This window comes from Luteimonas panaciterrae (assembly GCF_020511115.1).
Classification (GTDB): Bacteria; Pseudomonadota; Gammaproteobacteria; order Xanthomonadales; family Xanthomonadaceae; genus Luteimonas; species Luteimonas panaciterrae.
Genome location: NZ_JAJAVH010000016.1, coordinates 65,530 through 82,300, shown reverse-complemented (window position 1 = coordinate 82,300; position 16,771 = coordinate 65,530). Strand labels below are relative to the sequence as shown.

Annotated in this window: 18 protein-coding genes and 1 pseudogene; 8 read left to right on the top strand and 11 right to left on the bottom strand. The window is 65.8% G+C overall.

The genetic code is table 11. The features are described from left to right. Positions 1–78 precede the first annotated feature (78 nt). The 7 genes from LG367_RS16605 to LG367_RS16575 all read left to right on the top strand — a co-directional run bounded on the left by LG367_RS16605 (position 79) and on the right by LG367_RS16575 (position 4,830). Complete coding sequence (locus LG367_RS16605) at positions 79–714, top strand: LemA family protein (protein WP_226470378.1); 636 nt, start codon at positions 79–81, stop codon at positions 712–714. 58 nt (positions 715–772) lie between these two features. Continuing rightward, entirely contained in the window at positions 773–1,678 is a 906-nt protein-coding gene (locus tag LG367_RS16600; protein ID WP_425490997.1) for a TPM domain-containing protein, read from the top strand. After that, entirely contained in the window at positions 1,678–2,172 is a 495-nt protein-coding gene (locus LG367_RS16595) for a TPM domain-containing protein (protein WP_226470377.1), read from the top strand. The genes LG367_RS16600 and LG367_RS16595 overlap by 1 nt, the downstream gene beginning before the upstream one ends. 98 nt (positions 2,173–2,270) lie before the next feature. Beyond that, positions 2,271–3,158, top strand: a complete 888-nt coding sequence (gene lgt / locus LG367_RS16590) for a prolipoprotein diacylglyceryl transferase (RefSeq protein ID WP_226470376.1) — start codon at positions 2,271–2,273, stop codon at positions 3,156–3,158. Positions 3,159–3,179: 21 nt separating this feature from the next. After that, a complete protein-coding gene (locus LG367_RS16585; RefSeq protein WP_226470375.1) occupies positions 3,180–3,974 on the top strand; it encodes a thymidylate synthase in 795 nt (264 codons plus the stop codon). Positions 3,975–3,994: 20 nt separating this feature from the next. Further along, positions 3,995–4,348: a hypothetical protein gene (locus tag LG367_RS16580; protein ID WP_226470374.1), complete on the top strand. Its 354-nt coding sequence runs from the start codon at positions 3,995–3,997 to the stop codon at positions 4,346–4,348. Beyond that, positions 4,336–4,830 (top strand): dihydrofolate reductase, encoded by a 495-nt coding sequence (locus tag LG367_RS16575; RefSeq protein WP_226470373.1) that lies wholly within the window; start codon positions 4,336–4,338, stop codon positions 4,828–4,830. The genes LG367_RS16580 and LG367_RS16575 overlap by 13 nt, the downstream gene beginning before the upstream one ends. Here LG367_RS16575 and LG367_RS16570 read toward each other — a convergent pair. The 11 genes and pseudogenes from LG367_RS16570 to LG367_RS16520 all read right to left on the bottom strand — a co-directional run bounded on the left by LG367_RS16570 (position 4,827) and on the right by LG367_RS16520 (position 15,460). Beyond that, positions 4,827–5,489 (bottom strand): DUF1287 domain-containing protein, encoded by a 663-nt coding sequence (locus LG367_RS16570; protein WP_226470372.1) that lies wholly within the window; start codon positions 5,487–5,489, stop codon positions 4,827–4,829. The two genes, LG367_RS16575 and LG367_RS16570, sit on opposite strands and share 4 nt — an antisense overlap. A gap of 22 nt (positions 5,490–5,511) precedes the next feature. Further along, positions 5,512–6,345, bottom strand: a pseudogene (locus LG367_RS16565) (symmetrical bis(5'-nucleosyl)-tetraphosphatase); the annotation flags it as partial. A 14-nt stretch (positions 6,346–6,359) separates the two neighbouring features. Next, a complete protein-coding gene (apaG, locus tag LG367_RS16560; protein WP_226470370.1) occupies positions 6,360–6,743 on the bottom strand; it encodes a Co2+/Mg2+ efflux protein ApaG in 384 nt (127 codons plus the stop codon). A 188-nt stretch (positions 6,744–6,931) separates the two neighbouring features. Further along, positions 6,932–7,726 (bottom strand): 16S rRNA (adenine(1518)-N(6)/adenine(1519)-N(6))-dimethyltransferase RsmA, encoded by a 795-nt coding sequence (rsmA, locus tag LG367_RS16555; RefSeq protein ID WP_226470369.1) that lies wholly within the window; start codon positions 7,724–7,726, stop codon positions 6,932–6,934. Between the two features lie 4 nt (positions 7,727–7,730). Further along, positions 7,731–8,069 carry a tRNA-binding protein gene (locus LG367_RS16550; RefSeq protein ID WP_226470368.1) on the bottom strand — a complete coding sequence of 113 codons (339 nt, stop codon included), beginning with the start codon at positions 8,067–8,069 and terminating at the stop codon, positions 7,731–7,733. Between the two features lie 86 nt (positions 8,070–8,155). After that, complete coding sequence (gene pdxA, locus LG367_RS16545; RefSeq protein WP_226470367.1) at positions 8,156–9,130, bottom strand: 4-hydroxythreonine-4-phosphate dehydrogenase PdxA; 975 nt, start codon at positions 9,128–9,130, stop codon at positions 8,156–8,158. A 4-nt stretch (positions 9,131–9,134) separates the two neighbouring features. Further along, positions 9,135–10,502 carry a peptidylprolyl isomerase gene (locus LG367_RS16540; protein ID WP_226470366.1) on the bottom strand — a complete coding sequence of 456 codons (1,368 nt, stop codon included), beginning with the start codon at positions 10,500–10,502 and terminating at the stop codon, positions 9,135–9,137. Then, the gene (gene lptD, locus LG367_RS16535) at positions 10,499–13,135 is read right to left on the bottom strand and encodes an LPS-assembly protein LptD (protein WP_226470365.1); all 2,637 of its coding nucleotides are present in this window, start codon (positions 13,133–13,135) and stop codon (positions 10,499–10,501) included. Before lptD ends, LG367_RS16540 begins: the two co-directional genes overlap by 4 nt. A gap of 147 nt (positions 13,136–13,282) precedes the next feature. Further along, on the bottom strand, positions 13,283–14,194 hold the full coding sequence (locus LG367_RS16530) for a histone deacetylase family protein (protein WP_226470364.1): 912 nt from the start codon (positions 14,192–14,194) through the stop codon (positions 13,283–13,285). Positions 14,195–14,253: 59 nt separating this feature from the next. Further along, on the bottom strand, positions 14,254–14,820 hold the full coding sequence (locus tag LG367_RS16525; protein WP_226470363.1) for a cob(I)yrinic acid a,c-diamide adenosyltransferase: 567 nt from the start codon (positions 14,818–14,820) through the stop codon (positions 14,254–14,256). A 40-nt stretch (positions 14,821–14,860) separates the two neighbouring features. Then, positions 14,861–15,460: a hypothetical protein gene (locus LG367_RS16520; RefSeq protein ID WP_226470362.1), complete on the bottom strand. Its 600-nt coding sequence runs from the start codon at positions 15,458–15,460 to the stop codon at positions 14,861–14,863. An 82-nt stretch (positions 15,461–15,542) separates the two neighbouring features. Here LG367_RS16520 and ubiH point away from each other — a divergent pair, with 82 nt between their 5' ends. Then, positions 15,543–16,769, top strand: coding sequence for a 2-octaprenyl-6-methoxyphenyl hydroxylase (ubiH, locus tag LG367_RS16515; RefSeq protein ID WP_226470361.1), 1,227 nt, complete (start codon positions 15,543–15,545; stop codon positions 16,767–16,769). Positions 16,770–16,771 lie beyond the last annotated feature (2 nt).

The window sequence follows — 16,771 nt, the reverse complement described above, 5'->3', positions numbered from 1 at the left end:
GCGGCCCCATATGCTGTCGGAGTGCCGCTCGACATGCCTGCTCAAAACAGGCTCGTTCAACCAGCTGGAGAATCGCCCATGCGTATCCTTTCGCCCATGCGGATCGTCCTGATCGCATTGCTCGCCGCCCTGCTGTCCGGATGCGGCTACAACGAGATCCAGCAGAAGGATGAGGCCGTGAAAGCCGGCTGGTCCGAGGTGCTGAACCAGTACAAGCGTCGTGCCGATCTGATCCCCAACCTTGTTCAAACGGTCAAGGGTTATGCCGCGCACGAGCAGCAGGTGCTGACGCAGGTGACCGAGGCGCGCGCCAAGGTCAGCCAGATCAACGTCAAGGCGGACGATGCCGCGTCGCTGGCGCAATTCCAGAAGGCGCAGGGCGATCTGTCGCAGGCGCTGTCGCGACTGATGGTGGTGACGGAAAACTATCCCAATCTGAAGGCCGACCAGCAGTTCATCGGCTTGCAGACGCAGCTGGAAGGCACCGAGAACCGCATCACCGTGGCGCGCGGCCGCTACATCCAGCTGGTGCAGGACTACAACACCTACATCCGCTCGTTCCCGCAGGTGGTGATCGCGAAGATTTTCGGCTACGCGGTGAAGCCCAACTTCGCGGTCGAGAACGAAGCGCAGATCCAGAACGCGCCGAGCGTAGATTTCGGCAATTCGCAGCCGCCGGCGCAGCAGGCGCCCGCGCCGCAGCCGGCCAACTGAGCCTGATCGGGCCAAAGCCGCTTCCGCCGTCGCGGAAGCGGCGCCCCGGGAGTTCGAATTGCCGCGGCTGACCGCCATCCGTCTGTTCGTCTTGCTGCTGTTGCTGCCTTGCGCGCTGGCCTGGGCGCAGCAGCTGGCGCCGATCCCGGCGCTGGATTCGCCGGTCGTCGACACCACCGGCACACTCGATGCCGCGCAGAAGCAGCAACTCGAACAGCAGGCCCTCGCGCTGCAGCAGCGCAAGGGCAGCCAGCTGCAGGTGCTGATGGTGCCGAGCGTGCAGCCGGAGACCATCGAGCAGTACGCGGTGCGCGCCTTCGAGCAATACAAGATCGGGCGCAAGGGCGTCGACGACGCCGTGCTGCTGGTGATCGCCAAGAACGATCGCAAGGTGCGCATCGAAGTCGGCTACGGGTTGGAAGGCGCGATCCCCGACATCACCGCCGGGCGCATCATTCAGGAATATCTGGTGCCGAAATTCCGCGCCGAGGATTACGGCGGCGGCATCCTCGATGCCACCGCGGCGTTGACCAAGCTCATCGACGGCGAGCCCTTGCCGGAACCGATGGCGGACACACGGGCGAACGCACGCGGCCAGGGCGGCGGCGGCGACTGGATCTTCGCCCTGTTCGCCGCGTTCATCGTCGCCAACATCGCCCGCGGCCTGTTCGGACGCACGCCCTCGGGCATTCGCGGACTGCTGACGGGCGTCGCGGCCGGTGGCGTGGCCTGGCTGATTTCCTCGTTCCTGGTGCTCGGCGGCGTGGCCGCCTTCTTTGGCTTCCTCTACGGCCTGGTCAAGCTGCCGGCCGGCAGCTTCGCGCGTGGCGGTGACTGGGGCGGCTTCGGCGGCGGAGGCTGGGGTGGTGGCGGAGGATGGGGTGGCGGCTCTTCCGGCGGCGGAGGCGGCTGGTCGGGCGGCGGCGGCATGAGCGGAGGCGGTGGCGCCTCGGGGGGGTGGTGATGAAGCGCCTGTTGCGTCATCTGTTCCCGCCTTCGAGCCGGCGCCTGTTCCCGGAGGACAGCCTGCACCGCATCGCCGACGCAGTGAAGACGGGAGAAGCTCGCCATCGTGGCGAGGTCTGCTTCGCGGTGGAGGCCGGACTGCCGGCGAGGGCGGTGCTGCGCGGCATGCAGGCGCGCGACCGTGCCCATCAGGTCTTCGGACAATTGCGCGTCTGGGACACCGAGGCCAACAACGGCGTCCTGCTCTACCTGCTTCTGGCCGATCATCGCATCGAGATCGTCGCCGATCGCGGCCTGAAAGGTCTGGTCAGCGACGAACAATGGCGCGGCGTCTGCCAGCTGATGGAGGAGCGCCTGAAGGCCGGCGACGCGGAAGACGCGGTGATCGCGGGCGTGACGGCGGCCTCCGACCTGCTCGCGGCGCATTTCCCGCGCGTGCCCGGCGAGGCGGACGAGAACGAGCTGCCGGACCGGCCCTATCTGCTCGATTAGCGCGCTGGATTGAGCGATCGCCGGCCGGCCTTCGGTGTCCGGCCATCGCTCCGACAGGCACAATAGACACCTTGGATTGACCAGGAGTGCCTCGCCCGATGCTTTATCTGCACCAGATCGACCCGATCGCGTTCCGGATCGGTCCCGTGGCCGTGCATTGGTACGGACTGATGTATCTGTTGGGATTCGTGGCGGCCTGGTATCTCGGGCGCAGCCGCGTGCGCGCCGGCCGTCTGCCGGGCGTGGACGCCAACGCCTACGGCGATCTGATGTTCTACGCCATGCTCGGCGTGGTGCTGGGCGGCCGCATCGGCTACATCCTGTTCTACGACCTGCGCACCTACATCGAGCACCCGCTGCAGGTCTTCAAGATCTGGCAAGGCGGCATGAGCTTCCACGGCGGCCTGCTTGGCGTGGTGGTGGCGATGTTCTGGTGGGGGCGGCGCCACAAGCTGCATTTCTTCGACGTGGCCGATTTCGTCGCGCCGCTGGTGCCGCCGGGCCTGGGCTTCGGGCGCCTGGGCAATTTCATCAACGGCGAACTCTGGGGCAAGGCCACCGGCGGCAACTGGGGCGTGGTGTTCCCGCAGGACCCGGAAGTATCCAGGCTGATCCTGGATCCGACGATGCTGCGCGCGCAGTTCGAATCAGGCGCGTTGAACATGTATGCGCGTCATCCCTCGCAGCTGTACCAGTTCGCGCTCGAGGGCGTGGCGATGTTCGTGATCCTGTGGTGGTACTCGAGCCGTCCGCGTCCGCGCTATGCGATTTCCGGGCTGTTCGCGCTGCTGTACGGAGTGTTCCGCTTCGCGGTGGAATTCGTGCGCCTGCCGGACGAGAACCTGGGTTATCTTGCCTTCGGCTGGCTGACGATGGGACAGCTGTTGAGCGTGCCGCTGATCCTGATCGGTCTGTTCTGGCTCTGGAAATCGCACCGCGCGCCGACGCTGCAACCGCAGCCGCCGGCAGCCGCCGAAAAGGCCTGAGATCGTCATGAAGCAATACCCATGAGGCAATACTTAGATCTGCTGCGACACGTCCTCGAGCACGGAACGGAAAAATCGGACCGCACCGGTACCGGCACGCGCAGCGTGTTCGGCTGGCAGCTGCGCTTCGATCTCGAGGAAGGGTTCCCGCTGGTCACCACCAAGAAACTGCATCTGCGCTCGATCGTGCACGAGCTGCTGTGGTTCCTGAAGGGCGACACCAACATCGCCTACCTGCGCGACAACAAGGTCACCATCTGGGACGAGTGGGCCGACGCGCGCGGCGAACTCGGCCCGGTGTACGGCAAGCAATGGCGTCGCTGGGCCACCGCTGATGGCGGCGAGATCGACCAGATCAAATGGGTGGTCGAGGAGATCAAGCGCAATCCTGATTCGCGCCGCCTGATCGTCTCGGCCTGGAACGTCGCCGACCTGCCGCAGATGGCGCTGATGCCCTGTCACGCGCTGTTCCAGTTCTACGTGGCCGATGGCCGGCTCAGCTGCCAGCTCTATCAGCGCAGCGGCGACATCTTCCTCGGTGTGCCCTTCAACATCGCCAGCTACGCGTTGCTTACGCATATGGTGGCGCAGGTGACGGGGCTGCGCGTGGGCGATTTCGTCCACACGCTGGGTGACGCGCATCTGTATTCGAATCATTTCGAGCAGGCCCGCGAGCAGCTCACGCGCACTCCGCGTCCGCTGCCGAAGCTGCATCTGAATCCCGACGTGTCCGATCTGTTCGACTTCACCTACGACGACATCGAGATTCACGCTTACGACCCGTTACCGGCGATCAAGGCGCCCGTGGCGGTGTAGCGTTCAAAGGAGTGAGCCGCATGCCCACGGACAGTTTCGGAAAAACGGCGAAAGCGCGAGAGAAATTCGCCGATCATTTGATGGCCGTGGCCAACGGCGTCAGCATCAGCTTGATCAGCGGTCTGCTCGTGGTCCCGCTGATCGCGGTGGCCAGGGCGATCTTCCTGGCGAGCCAGCCGTTGACGATGGTCGGCCTGCTCGCCAGCATCGCCGAGCATCCGGTTGAATGCGCCACATTCGTGATCTTCTATCTGGCGGCGCTGGGTTTCGTGTGGGGCGTGAGAAGCGGCGCCGCCCGCATCTACGACGACATCGAAGCCAGGTCCATATCGACATCCGAATCAGTGCGTCGTCGTCAGCAATGGCGCAGGTGATCGCACTGATCGCCGCGCTCGATCGTCGCGGCGCCATCGGCGAGGGCAATGCGTTGCCCTGGCATCTGCCGGACGATCTGAAGCGCTTCAAGCAGCTGACGCTGGGCAAGCCGGTGCTGATGGGGCGCAAGACCGCGCAGTCGTTGGGGCGCGCGCTGCCGGGGCGTCGCAATCTGGTGCTGACGCGATCCGGGCAAGTACCGTTCGAGGGCATGGAAGCGGTCGCCTCGCTGGAAGAAGCGCGAGTCGCCACGCAAGACTCCGAGGCACTGTGCGTGATCGGCGGTGGCGAAATCTATGCGTTGACGCTGCCGGCGGCGACGGTGCTGCATCTGACCCACGTCGACACGATCGTGGAGGGCGCGGATGCATTCTTTCCCGAATTCGATCGCGATGCCTGGGGTGCGGTATCGCGTGAGCCACATGCCGCCGATGCGAAGCATGCGTTCGCATTCGAGTTCGTGGAATACCGGCGCGCCTAGCCGGGCACGGCAGACAGCACCGGCCGGTAGTGGCCGATAATCTTGTAACCGAACAGCAGGTTTTCTTCCTGCGTTCCGCTGCCGATGTTGTGCAGGATCAAGGGAATCCGGTCGTGCGTGGTGCGATCGGAGACGATGCCGATGTGCAGCACGCCACGCCCGAGATCCCAGGCGACGATGCCGCCGGGACGATAGTCGGAAGCCCGCGCCGTGATTGGTTGCCGCCAGCCTTGCCGGTCGAACCAGACCATCTGATTCGGAACGCGGCGATGATCGATGTTCCGGTCGGCCGCGAGCCCGCGCCAGCGCGCCGGATAGTGCTCGGAGTACGCGAGGCGATCCTCATGGATGCGCTGTTGCAGGTCGATGCCTTGCGTGCGCAAGGCGCGGATGACCACGTCGGTGCAGACGCCGCGCGTGAACGGGACATCGCCGCCGGGATAGGCGAGGCGGACGTAGGCGGGATCGTAGACGCGGGTCGCGCCGATTTGGCTGCGCGCGGCGCGGACCAATGGCGGAGATTGCGTGGCCGTCGTGACGGGATTTTGCGCCACCGCCGGTTTCTTCGCGCCAGCCGTATCACCCTGCGGCCGATCCGGCGTGCAGGCCGCAAGCGCGATGCCGCCGATGAGTGCGAAGCCGCAAATCCGTTGCAGCATGTCGGAGAAGTCAGGTCGTTCGCGGAACGGGGGGCGGCACCGGGCGTCCCGGCACCTGCACGATGCGCAGGTCTTCGCTGTCGAGCCGCAGCGCGGTGAGCTTGCCGCCCCAGACCGCGCCGGTGTCGATGGCATGCACTCCGTGGCCAATGAACAGGCCGAGCGTGGACCAGTGGCCACAGACGATCTTCAGATCGCGCGGCGCGTGACCGGGCACTTCGTACCACGGGTACAGCCCGGGCTGCTGCGAGCCGGGCGCATTCTTTTCCTCGAAGGCGATGCGCCCGCGCGGCGTGCAATAGCGCATGCGGGTGAAGACATTGATGATGGCGCGATCGCGATCGAGGCCGGTGAGGTTCGGCGCCCAGTGCGGGCGATCGCCGTACATGCGCTTGAAGAGTTTTCGGAAGCTGTCGCCGCGCAGTTTTTGTTCGACTTCACGCGCGTATTGCTCGGCCAGCTGTGTGGTCCATTTCGGCGCGAGGCCGGCGTGCACCATCATCCAACCGAGTTCGCGGTCGGCATGCAACAGCGGCTGTTGGCGCAGCCAGTCGAGCAAGGTGTCGCGATCCTCGGCGAAGAGCACACGCTGCAAGTCGGGGTTGACCTTGCGCTGCTCGTTTTCCTGGCGCTCGCCGATCGCGAGCAACGACAGATCGTGATTGCCTAGCACGCAGACGGCATTGGCGCGCAGCGAATGCACCAGGCGCAGCGTCTCCAGCGATTCGCCGCCGCGATTGACGAGATCGCCGCAGAACCAGAGCTTGTCCTGCGCGGGATCGAACGCGATTTTCTCGAGAAGGTTCTGCGTGGGGGCGTAACAGCCCTGCAGGTCACCGATTGCCCAGACGGCCATTCGCTAGGGTCGCCTTAATGCAATGTTCGCGGCATCGACAGCGTGAACGGCGGGATCGGCGCATCGAAATGCGTGCCGTCGTCGCCGATCATGTCGTAGCTGCCCTGCATGGTGCCCACGGCGGTGGCGAGGATCGCACCCGAGGTGTAGGTGAACTGCTCGCCGGGTTCGATGCGCGGCTGTTCGCCGACCACGCCGTCGCCGCGCACTTCCTCGATCCGGCCGTTGGCATCGGTGATCACCCAATGGCGCGAGAGCAACTGCGCCGGCAGGCGGCCCAGGTTGCGGATGCGGATCGTGTAGGCAAAGACATAACGATCGTCCTCGGGTGCCGATTCCTCGTCGAGGTAGCGGGTCGAGATCTGAATCTCGAGGGTGTAGTCCGATGTCTCGTCCATGTCGGAAGTGTAAGCGCAATGTCTGAATACTAGGAGTAATGCTAAAAAAGTCCATCCAGGACTTTTTCAGCAATCGCGAGTCCAGGCTAAGCCTGGACTCGCTTCCGCGAATCAACCACTTGCGTGATTGATTCGCGAGCGGCACATCCCTGTACCGCGGCAACGCTGATTTTCAGCGTTGTCTTGGACTACGCGGTCCCGGTTTGGTTCGCCAGGCGTATGAAATCGGTCACGGGAAGCTGCTCGGCGCGCGCTTGCGGGTCGATCCCGGCCGCCGTGATCGCATCGCTGTCACACAGTGTCTGCAGGGCGTTGCGCAGGGTCTTGCGGCGCTGTCCGAACGCGGCGCGCACCAGATCGGCGAAACGGCGCGGGTCGCGAATGCCGACCGCGTCCGCCGGCCGCGGCACCAGCCGCACCACCGCCGAATCCACCTTCGGCGGCGGCCGGAACGCGCCGGGCGCGACGGTGAACAGGGCCGACACCTGGCAATACGCCTGCAGCATCACGCTGAGCCGTCCATAGACCTTGCTGCCGGGACCGGCAGCCATGCGGTCGACCACTTCCTTCTGCAGCATGAAGTGCATGTCGCGGATCGCCGCGGCGTGATCGAGCGCGTGGAAGAGGATCGGCGAGGACAGGTTGTAGGGCAGGTTGCCGACCAGCCGGATCGGGCCGCCGTCGCCGGCCAGCTCGGTGAAATCGACATTGAGCACGTCGGCATGGATGAGGGTGAGCGCGCCATGCGCCCGCGCCTGTTCGGTCAGCGGAGCGAGCAGGTCGCGATCGAATTCGATCGCGGTGAGCGTGCCGTGCCGGTCGAGCAGCGGGAAGGTCATCGCGCCCTGGCCGGGGCCGATCTCGACCAGCCGATCGCCGGGCTTCGGATCGACCGCGAGCAGGATCTTCTCGACGATGCCGCGCTCGTGCAGGAAGTGCTGACCGAGGGATTTCTTCGCCGGTTCGCGGAAGTGGAGGTTCATGTGATCACAGCAGCCGCGTGCCGAGCGGCACTTCATTCTCGGGCATGCACAGGGTGACGCGGCCCTCGCTGTCGTGGAATCCGGTCACCAGGCATTCGGACATCAGCGGACCGATCTGCTTCTTCGGGAAATTCACCACCGCCACGACGAGGCGGCCGATCAGTTGCTCCGGTGTATACAAGGCCGTGATCTGCGCGCTGGATTTGCGCACGCCGATTTCGGGGCCGAAATCGACCTGCAGGATGAAGGCGGGCTTACGCGCCTGCGGGAACGGCTCGGCCGACAGCACGCGGCCGACGCGCAGTTCCACTTTCATGAAGTCGTCCCAGGCGATCTCTTGCATGCGGAAAAGTATGTGAGAAGTTGAGGAAAGCATACGCTGTTGCCCGTCATTCCTGCGTTCGCAGGGATGACGAGTGGCCGCCTAAGCTAATGCTGGTGCGGCACGAGCCGCGCGCAGGTATCGATCGCCGCGAACAGGCTCGACGCATCGGCGACGCCCTTGCCGGCGAGATCGAGCGCGGTGCCGTGATCGACCGCGACGCGCAGATAGGGCAGGCCGAGGGTGAGATTCACGGCGCGCTCGAAGCCGCTGTACTTCAGCACCGGCAGACCCTGGTCGTGATACATCGCAACGACCGTGTCGAATCCGGCCAGCTTCGCCGGCAGAAAGGCGGTGTCGGCCGGCAGCGGGCCGTGCAGGCGCATGCCTTCGGCGCGCAGGCGTGCCAGCGTCGGTTCGATGACCTCGATTTCCTCGCGGCCGAGATGGCCGGATTCGCCGGCGTGCGGGTTGAGCCCGAGCACGCAGATCGTGGGATCGGCGATGCCGAAACGCTCACGCAGGGATGCGTGCACGATGCGCAGGCAGCGTTCGAGCGCCTTGGGCGTGATGGCGTCGGCCACGGCGCGCAGCGGCAGGTGGGTAGTGACCAGAGCGACGCGAACGATGTCGTTGGCCAGCATCATCACCACGTCGCGGTTGGCGTGTTCGGCCAGCAGTTCGGTGGTGCCGCTGTAGGCGATACCGCCTGCGTTGATCATGGCCTTGTGGGTGGGGCCGGTGACCATGCCGTGGAAGGTGCCGGACAGGCAGGCATCCGCGGCTTTGCGCAAGGCACCGACCACCGCAGCGGCGTTGCGAGGATCGGGCGTTCCGAAAATGGCTGGAGCGGCGTTCGCGACAGGGATCAGTGGCAGATCACCGGGGCGTTGCGGCCGTTGATCGGGATCGAGCAGTCGCAGAGGCAATCCCAGCGCGTCCGCAGCCATCTGCAGCGTTTGAGGATCGGCGAAGGCGGTGATGTCGCAGTCTTCGCGCGGCTGCTGCGCCGCGCGCACGCACAGTTCCGGCCCGACGCCGGCCGGCTCGCCCGGGACCAGCGCCAACCGGGCGGGTGTCATCTCGTCAGCTGCCGCTCTTGGGCGGTGCGGCTTCGGTGGCGGCCGGGGCTGCGGGAGCGGGCGTAGTCGCATCGCCAGCCGGCGCCGTGGTGCCCACGGTGCGGATGTCGACGAAAGCCTCACCACGCAGCTCGTGCAGATGGCGGTTCCACTCGTCTTCCAGCTTGCGCTGGCCGATGCTCTCGCGGACCTGGGCGCGACGGTTCTCGTCGGTCACATTGGTCTGGCGGGTGCCTTCGCGCAGCACGATGTGCCAGCCGGCCTGGGTCTTGAACGCCTGCGATACCTGACCGTCCTGTAGCGCGCTGACCTGCGTGCCGAATTCCGGACCGAACTGGTCCTGCGTGAACCAGCCGAGATCGCCACCCTTGGTCTTGGTGGTGGTGTCGTCGGAATCTTCCTGAGCGGTCTTGGCGAAATCGGCGCCGCCGATGATGCGCGCGCGCAGGGTGTCGATCTTCGCCTTGGCCTTGTCGTCGTCGCCTCGCACGAGGATGTGGCGGGCGTGGTACTGGGTGACGGTCTGGCTCGCGGTCTGGTCGGCCTGCCGGGTTTCGATCAGCTGCACTAGCTGGAAACCGCTCGGGCCGCGCAGTGGGCCAATCACCTGCCCCGGCTGCAGGCTGGTGATGGTGCTGGCGAAGGCGTTGGGAATCTCGTCGGCGCTGCGCCAGCCCAGATCGCCGCCTTCCAGCGCGTTCGGACTGTCGGAGTAGCGCACGGCGGCGGCGTTGAATGTCATCTCGCCCTTGTCGATCAGGGCCTTGATGCCGTCGACTTTCTGCTGGCCGGTGGCGGTCTGCTCGGGCGTGGCGCCTTCCGGCAGCGAGATCAGGATGTGCGCGAGGTGGTACTGCGTGCCGCCCTTGGCCTGCGCCGCGACGGCGGCGTCGACTTCGCTCTCGCTGACGCTGATGCGCGTCTGCGCGAAGCGCTGGCGTGCGCGCTGGGTCAGGATCTCGTCGCGCAGCGAGCTGCGGAAATCCTCGAACGACATGCCGTCGCGCGCGAGTTGCGCGCGCAGCTGATCAGGCGTCAGCTTGTTCTGGCTGGCGATGTTGTTGATGGCGTTGTCCACTTCCTGATCGCTGACGCGCAAGCCGGTGCGGGCGGCGTCGGCGGTCTGCAGTTTCACCAGGATCAGGCGCTCGAGCACTTGGCGCTGCAGGATGTCGCGCGGCGGCAATTGGTCCTGGCGGTTGGCGTACTGGGCGAGCACGTTGTTGAGCGCGCGGTCGAGTTCGCTTTGCAGGATCACGTCCTCATCGACGACGGCCGCGATGCGATCCAGCGGCTGTTCCGACTGGGCATACGTGCCCATGGCGCCGAGCGATACGGCGGCGGCGAGAAAGGTAACGAGCAGTCTTTTCATGGGATGAGAGTGTCGGTGGGATCGACGTCGTTGTTGTCGACGCCATCGTTGCTGATCTGGGCCGGCGGAACGAGATAGAGGTCGTCGCGGTAGTAGCCGAGAATAGCACGGCGTAGGCGGTTCTCCGTCTTCTGGCCGGCCGAGCCCAGGCCCTTCAGTTCAAGTTCGAACTGAATGGAACTGTTCATCTCCGATTCGCGATTGCGCACGTAACGGCGGCCCACCAGACGCGCGGCCAGGCAGCAGCTGTCCCACTGGATACCGGCGATGCCTTCGAGCAGTTGGTTGTCGCGCATCGAGTAGTAGTAGCGACCCACGATGCTCCAGGACTGCGTGATCGGATACAGGAACGAGAAATCGATCTGATCGATCAGGTCCGGATTGCGGACATCTTCATTGGTGCTGGTGGGGTCGTAGCCGAGATTGCGGCGATAGCGGTAGGCGAGGTTGATGATGCCCTTGTCGCCGACCAGATAGCGCGTGCGCAGGCTGACGAAATCCTTGGTGCTGTCCTTCGGATCCCACTGGTAGGAACCACCGATCGTCCAGCGATCGTTGATCGCGTAATTGGCATCGGCCACCCACGCGGACTTGCCCTTTTCGATCGGCTGCCGATTCGGGGCGAGCAGGACCTTGGAATCCTCGAAGTAGATGATCTGTCCGAAGCTGAGCGAAAGTTTTTCGCGGCTGTCGGATTCGCGCAGCCAGCGGCTGGTGACCGCGAGTGTCAGCTGATTGGCGTCGGTCTGGCGATCGGCGCCAGAGAAGCGGTTGTCGCGGAACAACTGACCCCAGCTGAAGGTGAGATCGCCGGTGTCGAAGAGCGGCAGGCCATCCTGATTGCGATAGGGCGCATTGAGATAGAACAGGCGCGGTTCGAGCGTCTGCAGGAAACTCTCGCCACCCCAGGAGGTGGAGCGATCGAAGTAGAGGCCGGCGTCGAGCGAGCCGATCGGCAGGCTGCGGGTCGGCTTGTCGTCGTAGAAACGCGTGATCAGGGCGGGAGTGACGACGTCGTTTTCCGGTGTGCTTCTGACGTAAGCCGCGGCGCGTTGTCCCGCGATCTGTGTCGCCAACTCGTCTTCGAGCTGATACGCGGTATAGCGCCATGCCAGCGTCGGCGTGATGAACCAGCCGGCGCCGCCGATGGGGAAGCTGACATACGGCTTGAAGTCGAGACGGCTGCCGCCCGGCCTGCTGTTTTTCACGGTCTGCAGGCACTCGACTCCGTTGTCGAGAATGTCGCCCGGACGGAAGGCGCCGCCCTTGCTCGTGCACGCGGCTTCGGTGGCGGTGATCGTACGGAAGACGTCGGTGGAACCGTCGCCCGTATGCTCGAAACGCGTCGCTTCGGTATTGAGGCCGGCGACCATCCAGCGGCTGAAGGGCTGCTCCCAATTGAAGTTGAGCCGCGGCATGCGGTTATAGGGGAGATTGATGGCCTCGCGCAGCGTGTAGTCGGTGAGCTGGTAATAGGACGCCGTGATGCTGGCGTCCCAATAGCGCCCACGGCCGTACAAGCCGATATCGCTGGATGAACTGTAGGACGCTTGATTGGTGAGGGTGTTGGAGAAATCGTCGCGATAACGCGGATCGCTCACCCACTTCAGGTTCGCCAGCGCCTGCCATTGCCGCGTGATGTTCTGCGAACCGACGAAGAAGAAGCGGCCGCGATCGCTCTTGCGGCGATTCTCGAGCGAATAGCCCTCGCGCGTGAAATCGTCCAGCTCCTCGTCATGCTCACGCTTGGTGAGGTCGTCCGAAGGCAGGAAGTCGAAGTTGAAGGTGCCCTTGCCGGTACGCGTCAGGTAGCGGAACTCGGTACCCAGCATCACGCCGCGCTTGGTCATGATGCGCGGTTCGAGCGTCATGTCGTAGTTCGGCGCCAGATTGAAGTAGATCGGCTGCCGGTAATCGAAACCGTTGCGGCCCGACTGGCCGAAGTTCGGCATGAGGAAGCCGGTATGGCGCCGGTCGTCGATCGGGAACTTGAACCAGGGCATGTACAGCACCGGCACCTTGCCGATGCGCACGGTGGCGTGGCGCGCCGTGGCGAAGCCTTCTTCGGTGTCGAGATCGATCTGGGGCGCGCGTAGTTCCCAGCGGCGGTCGTTGGGCGGGCAGGTCGAGTACGAGGAGCCGATCAGCTTGCCGTGCGTGCCATCCATCTGGATTTCTTTCGCGCCGCCGTTGCCGCGGCGCGAAGTGAGCTGGTAACGCACCTGATCGATCTTGTGCTTGTCCTGGTCCTGGTTGCCCGTGGCACGGTCGGCCAGCATGCGCATGCTGGAATCCTGATAGCGCACGTTGCCTTCGGCGACGTACTGATCGGTCTGCTGGTTGTAGCTGAGGTTGTCCGCGCCCAGGAACTGGTCGCCGCGCTTGAGCGAGACATTGCCCTGGAATGTGACCGTCTCGCCGCTGACGCCCTGGGCGCCTTCGCTTTTGACGTCGGTCGGCAGGTTGGTGCGGTCTTCGGGTGATCCGACCGGCGGCTGGGCGTCGGGAAAGAACGGCACTGCGTCATCCACCGGACACAGGGAGTAGTCCTCGGGCGGGTCGTCGGCAGCCTGCGCGGTGAGCGAGAAGGCGATGCACAACGGCAACGGCAGCAGTCGGAAAACTCGGCGCACGCAGGCATCCGTTCAGCCAAAACGACCGCTAGCTTGACGCATCCCCCGCGCAGCGGCAATGCGCGGGCGTTCCCCGCAAAACGCTAGCTGAATGATCCGGGCCCGATGCCCGCCAAAGCGCGGGCCGAGCGCCATAGAGGCGGCGGATCAGCCGTGCAGCACGCCCACGTGCGCCACGCTGCACTCGCGCAGCGCCTGCAGGTCGTACCCGCCCTCCAGCATGGACACGATGCGGCCCTGTGCGTGACGGGCGGCGAGCGTGCGCAGTTCGCCGGTGATCCAGGCGTAATCCTCGGCATCGAGCTGCAACTGCGCGAGGGGGTCGCGCCAGTGCGCGTCGAAGCCCGCCGAGATCAACAGCAGCTGCGGCGCGAATGCATCCAGGGCGGGGAGCAGGCGTTCGCTCCAGGCGGTCCGGAATCCACGGCTGCCGGTGCCCGGCGTCAGTGGCGCATTGAAGATGTTGCCGACACCGCGCTCGCGCACGCCTCCCGTGTCCGGGTACAGCGGCATCTGATGCGAACTGAAATATTGGACGCGCGGTTCCGCGTCGAAGATCGCCTGCGTGCCGTTGCCGTGATGGACGTCGAAATCGACGATCGCCACGCGCGACAGACCGTGCTTGTCGAGGGCGTGCATGGCCGCCACGGCGACGTTGTTGAACAGGCAGAAGCCCATCGCCGCCTCGGGCGTGGCGTGATGACCGGGCGGCCGCACGGCGCAGAACGCGGTGGCGCAGGCATCGGCGAGCACAGCATCCACTGCGGCAACGGCCGCGCCCGCGGCACGCAGGGCGGCTTCGGCCGAAGCCGGGGACAGCACGGTGTCCGGATCAAGCTGGACACGATGATCGGACTTGGTTTCCAGCACGCTGGCGAGCAGGCGTTCGTCGTGCGCGCGCAGCAGCTGCCCGCGCGTGGCGCGTGGCGCTTCGCACCAATCAAGATCGTCGAAGCCGGTGCGCAGCGCTTCGATCACCGCGCCCAGCCGCTGCGGCCGCTCGGCATGGCCGGGGCCGGTGTCGTGCAGCAGGCACGCGGAATGGGTGTAGATGTGCAAGAGCGGGGCCGGGCGGGGAGTTCCGGCCGGATGTTACTCCCGGCTCAGTCGTGGCCGCGTCAGTTGCGGGTACGTTTGCGTCGTTCGTGCGCCCACAGCACCTCGCCATGGCCGCTGGCGCGGGCGAGCACGCGCGCGAGCACGAACAGCAGGTCGGACAGCCGGTTCAGATAGCGGATCGCCTGCGGCCGTACTGTCTCCAGGCGGGAAAGCGTGACTGTTTCACGTTCAGCCCGGCGCACCACCGTGCGCGCGACGTGGCAGCGCGCCGCCGCTTCGCCACCACCGGGAAGGATGAAATCCTTCAGCGGCGGCAGTGCCTCGTTGTAGTGGTCGAGATGCTGCTCCAGGCGCTCGACATCGGCATCGTCGATGGCGGCATGGCCGGGAATGCACAGCTCGCCACCCAGATCGAACAATTGGTGCTGCACCGTGGTGAGCAGCTCGCGGATGTCATCGGGAACCTCGGACGACGCGAGCAGCAGGCCGATCGTCGAATTTGCTTCGTCGACCGTGCCGTAGGCGGCCACGCGCGCCGAATCCTTCGGCGTGCGGGTACCGTCGCCGAGGCCCGTCGTGCCGTCGTCGCCGGTCTTGGTGTAGATCTTCGAGAGCCGGTTGCCCACGGCGATCAGTAATCAGCAGTGCGTGATCGGCAGCGCTAGATCAGCGGTGCTTGGCGTCCCGCGCTTCGACGTGGGACGTCTTGGCGATTCGCTCCGACACGGCCTGCGCGACCGCCGCCACGCCGACGAAGGTCGCCGTGCTCTGCAGGTAGGGCAGGAACCATTGCGCGTAGTTCTGCCACCAGCCGGCGAAAGTCGGCTCGGCGACGTTGCGGCTGATCCAGTAGAAGCTGCCTTGCGCGAGCAGATGGCACAGCGCGGTGGCGGCGACCACGCTCAGCGCCAGCCGGCCGAGCGCGGGGACGCTGGCGCCCTGGTAGTGCTGGCGCATCCACATGCCGCCCAGCCACATCGTCAGATGCGCGGGGATCAGGAACCAGTAGGCCGGGGACATGCAGTAGTGCTCCCAGAAACCGATGCCCTGACCGGTGATCACGACCCAGTCGATGCCCACCGCCAGCACCATCAGCAGCGGGAACGCCCAGCGCGTCCAGGCGCGCAGATAGAAGCCGCCGATGAAGAAGATCGCCCACGAAGCGTCCGGCACCGGCGCGAAGTGCGAGAAATAGTGGCTCCGGGTCGCCCCCATCAGCAGCACGAGCAGCGACAGGACGATGGCGCGTTGCAGGGTGGTGTTCATGAGGCGGGAAGCTCCGGACGCGGCGACGGTTCAGGCCGTCATTCTAGCGGACTGTGCCCGCCCGGGGCTTTATCATGTCGTGATGAAGGCAAGTTACGACGTGGTGATCGTGGGTGGCGGCCTGGTCGGCGCCAGCCTGGCGATCGCCCTGGACCGCCTCGGCCTGGACGTGGCCATGATCGAGGCCACCCCGGCCGGCGCGCTGCCGGCGGTGTTCGACGAACGCAACCTCAGTTTCGCCGACGCCACCATCAATGCGCTGACGGCGCTGGGCGTGCTGGCGAAGCTGCGGGTTCCCGGCGCGCCGATCCGGCGCATCCACGCCAGCCGCAGTGGCGACTTTGGACGCGTGAAGCTGGAGGCCGCCGATTACGGCCGTGAGGCCTTCGGGCAGGTCGTGGTCGCGCGCGATTTCGGCGAGGCGCTCGAAGCGCGATTGCAGGAGCTGGTTCGCTTCACGCGCTTCCGTCCCGCCCGATTCGTCGGCACCGACATTGATGAGGATGGCGAGCGCATCGTCCGCATGGCCGACGATGCCGGCGAACACATCCTGCGCACGAAACTGCTGGTGGCCGCCGACGGCACACGCAGCGGTGTTCGCGATGCACTCGGCATCGCGGCGGAGGAACACGATTACGGGCAGACGCTGTTCGTCGCGCGGTTGCGCACCGAGCGCGCGCCCGATGGCACCGCGTTCGAGCGACTCGGCGACGATGGTCCGACCGCATTGCTGCCGCGTGCCGATCGCCACTATGGCCTGGTGCATGGTGTCGCGCGCGGCGATGCGGCGGATGTGCGCGCGCTGTCCGACGAAGCGTTCCTCGCGCGTGCGCAGCGCGCCTTCGGGTGGCGCGCGGGACGCTTCCTCTCCGTCGGCACGCGCAGCGTGTACGACGCGGTACGCGTGGTCGCGCGGCGCACGACCGCGAGCCGCGCCATCCTCGTGGGCAATGCCGCGCAGACCTTGCATCCGATCGGCGCGCAAGGCTTCAACCTTGGCCTGCGCGATGCACTGACGCTGGCCGAGCTGATCGAGACGTTGGGCGGCGGGTCTACCGATAAAGATCCTGGTGATGCCGGCTTGCTTGAAACCTACGCCAGGCGCCGTCGCGAAGATCGCGAACGCACCCTGGCGATGACCGACGGCCTGGCGAAACTCACCGCCAACGATGCGGCGCTGCTGCGTCCGCTGCGAAGCCTGGGCATGCTGGCCGCGGACCGCATTCCGTCCGCGCAGGCACTGCTGGTCGGCGGTGCGATGGGCTATCGCGGCGACGTGCCGGCGCTGTGCAGGGGTGAATTGCGATGAGC

Excerpts from the sequence above, each read along its gene's own strand:
- LG367_RS16520 (WP_226470362.1), bottom strand. The coding sequence starts at position 15,460 with ATGAACACCACCCTGCAACGCGCCATCGTCCTGTCGCTGCTCGTGCTG.
- LG367_RS16540 (WP_226470366.1), bottom strand. The coding sequence starts at position 10,502 with ATGAAAAGACTGCTCGTTACCTTTCTCGCCGCCGCCGTATCGCTCGGC.
- LG367_RS16575 (WP_226470373.1), top strand. The coding sequence starts at position 4,336 with ATGGCGCAGGTGATCGCACTGATCGCCGCGCTCGATCGTCGCGGCGCC.
- LG367_RS16580 (WP_226470374.1), top strand. The coding sequence starts at position 3,995 with ATGCCCACGGACAGTTTCGGAAAAACGGCGAAAGCGCGAGAGAAATTC.
- LG367_RS16605 (WP_226470378.1), top strand. The coding sequence starts at position 79 with ATGCGTATCCTTTCGCCCATGCGGATCGTCCTGATCGCATTGCTCGCC.
- LG367_RS16585 (WP_226470375.1), top strand. The coding sequence starts at position 3,180 with ATGAGGCAATACTTAGATCTGCTGCGACACGTCCTCGAGCACGGAACG.
- pdxA (WP_226470367.1), bottom strand. The coding sequence starts at position 9,130 with ATGACACCCGCCCGGTTGGCGCTGGTCCCGGGCGAGCCGGCCGGCGTC.
- ubiH (WP_226470361.1), top strand. The coding sequence starts at position 15,543 with ATGAAGGCAAGTTACGACGTGGTGATCGTGGGTGGCGGCCTGGTCGGC.
- LG367_RS16550 (WP_226470368.1), bottom strand. The coding sequence starts at position 8,069 with ATGCAAGAGATCGCCTGGGACGACTTCATGAAAGTGGAACTGCGCGTC.
- lgt (WP_226470376.1), top strand. The coding sequence starts at position 2,271 with ATGCTTTATCTGCACCAGATCGACCCGATCGCGTTCCGGATCGGTCCC.
- LG367_RS16570 (WP_226470372.1), bottom strand. The coding sequence starts at position 5,489 with ATGCTGCAACGGATTTGCGGCTTCGCACTCATCGGCGGCATCGCGCTT.
- rsmA (WP_226470369.1), bottom strand. The coding sequence starts at position 7,726 with ATGAACCTCCACTTCCGCGAACCGGCGAAGAAATCCCTCGGTCAGCAC.
- LG367_RS16595 (WP_226470377.1), top strand. The coding sequence starts at position 1,678 with ATGAAGCGCCTGTTGCGTCATCTGTTCCCGCCTTCGAGCCGGCGCCTG.
- apaG (WP_226470370.1), bottom strand. The coding sequence starts at position 6,743 with ATGGACGAGACATCGGACTACACCCTCGAGATTCAGATCTCGACCCGC.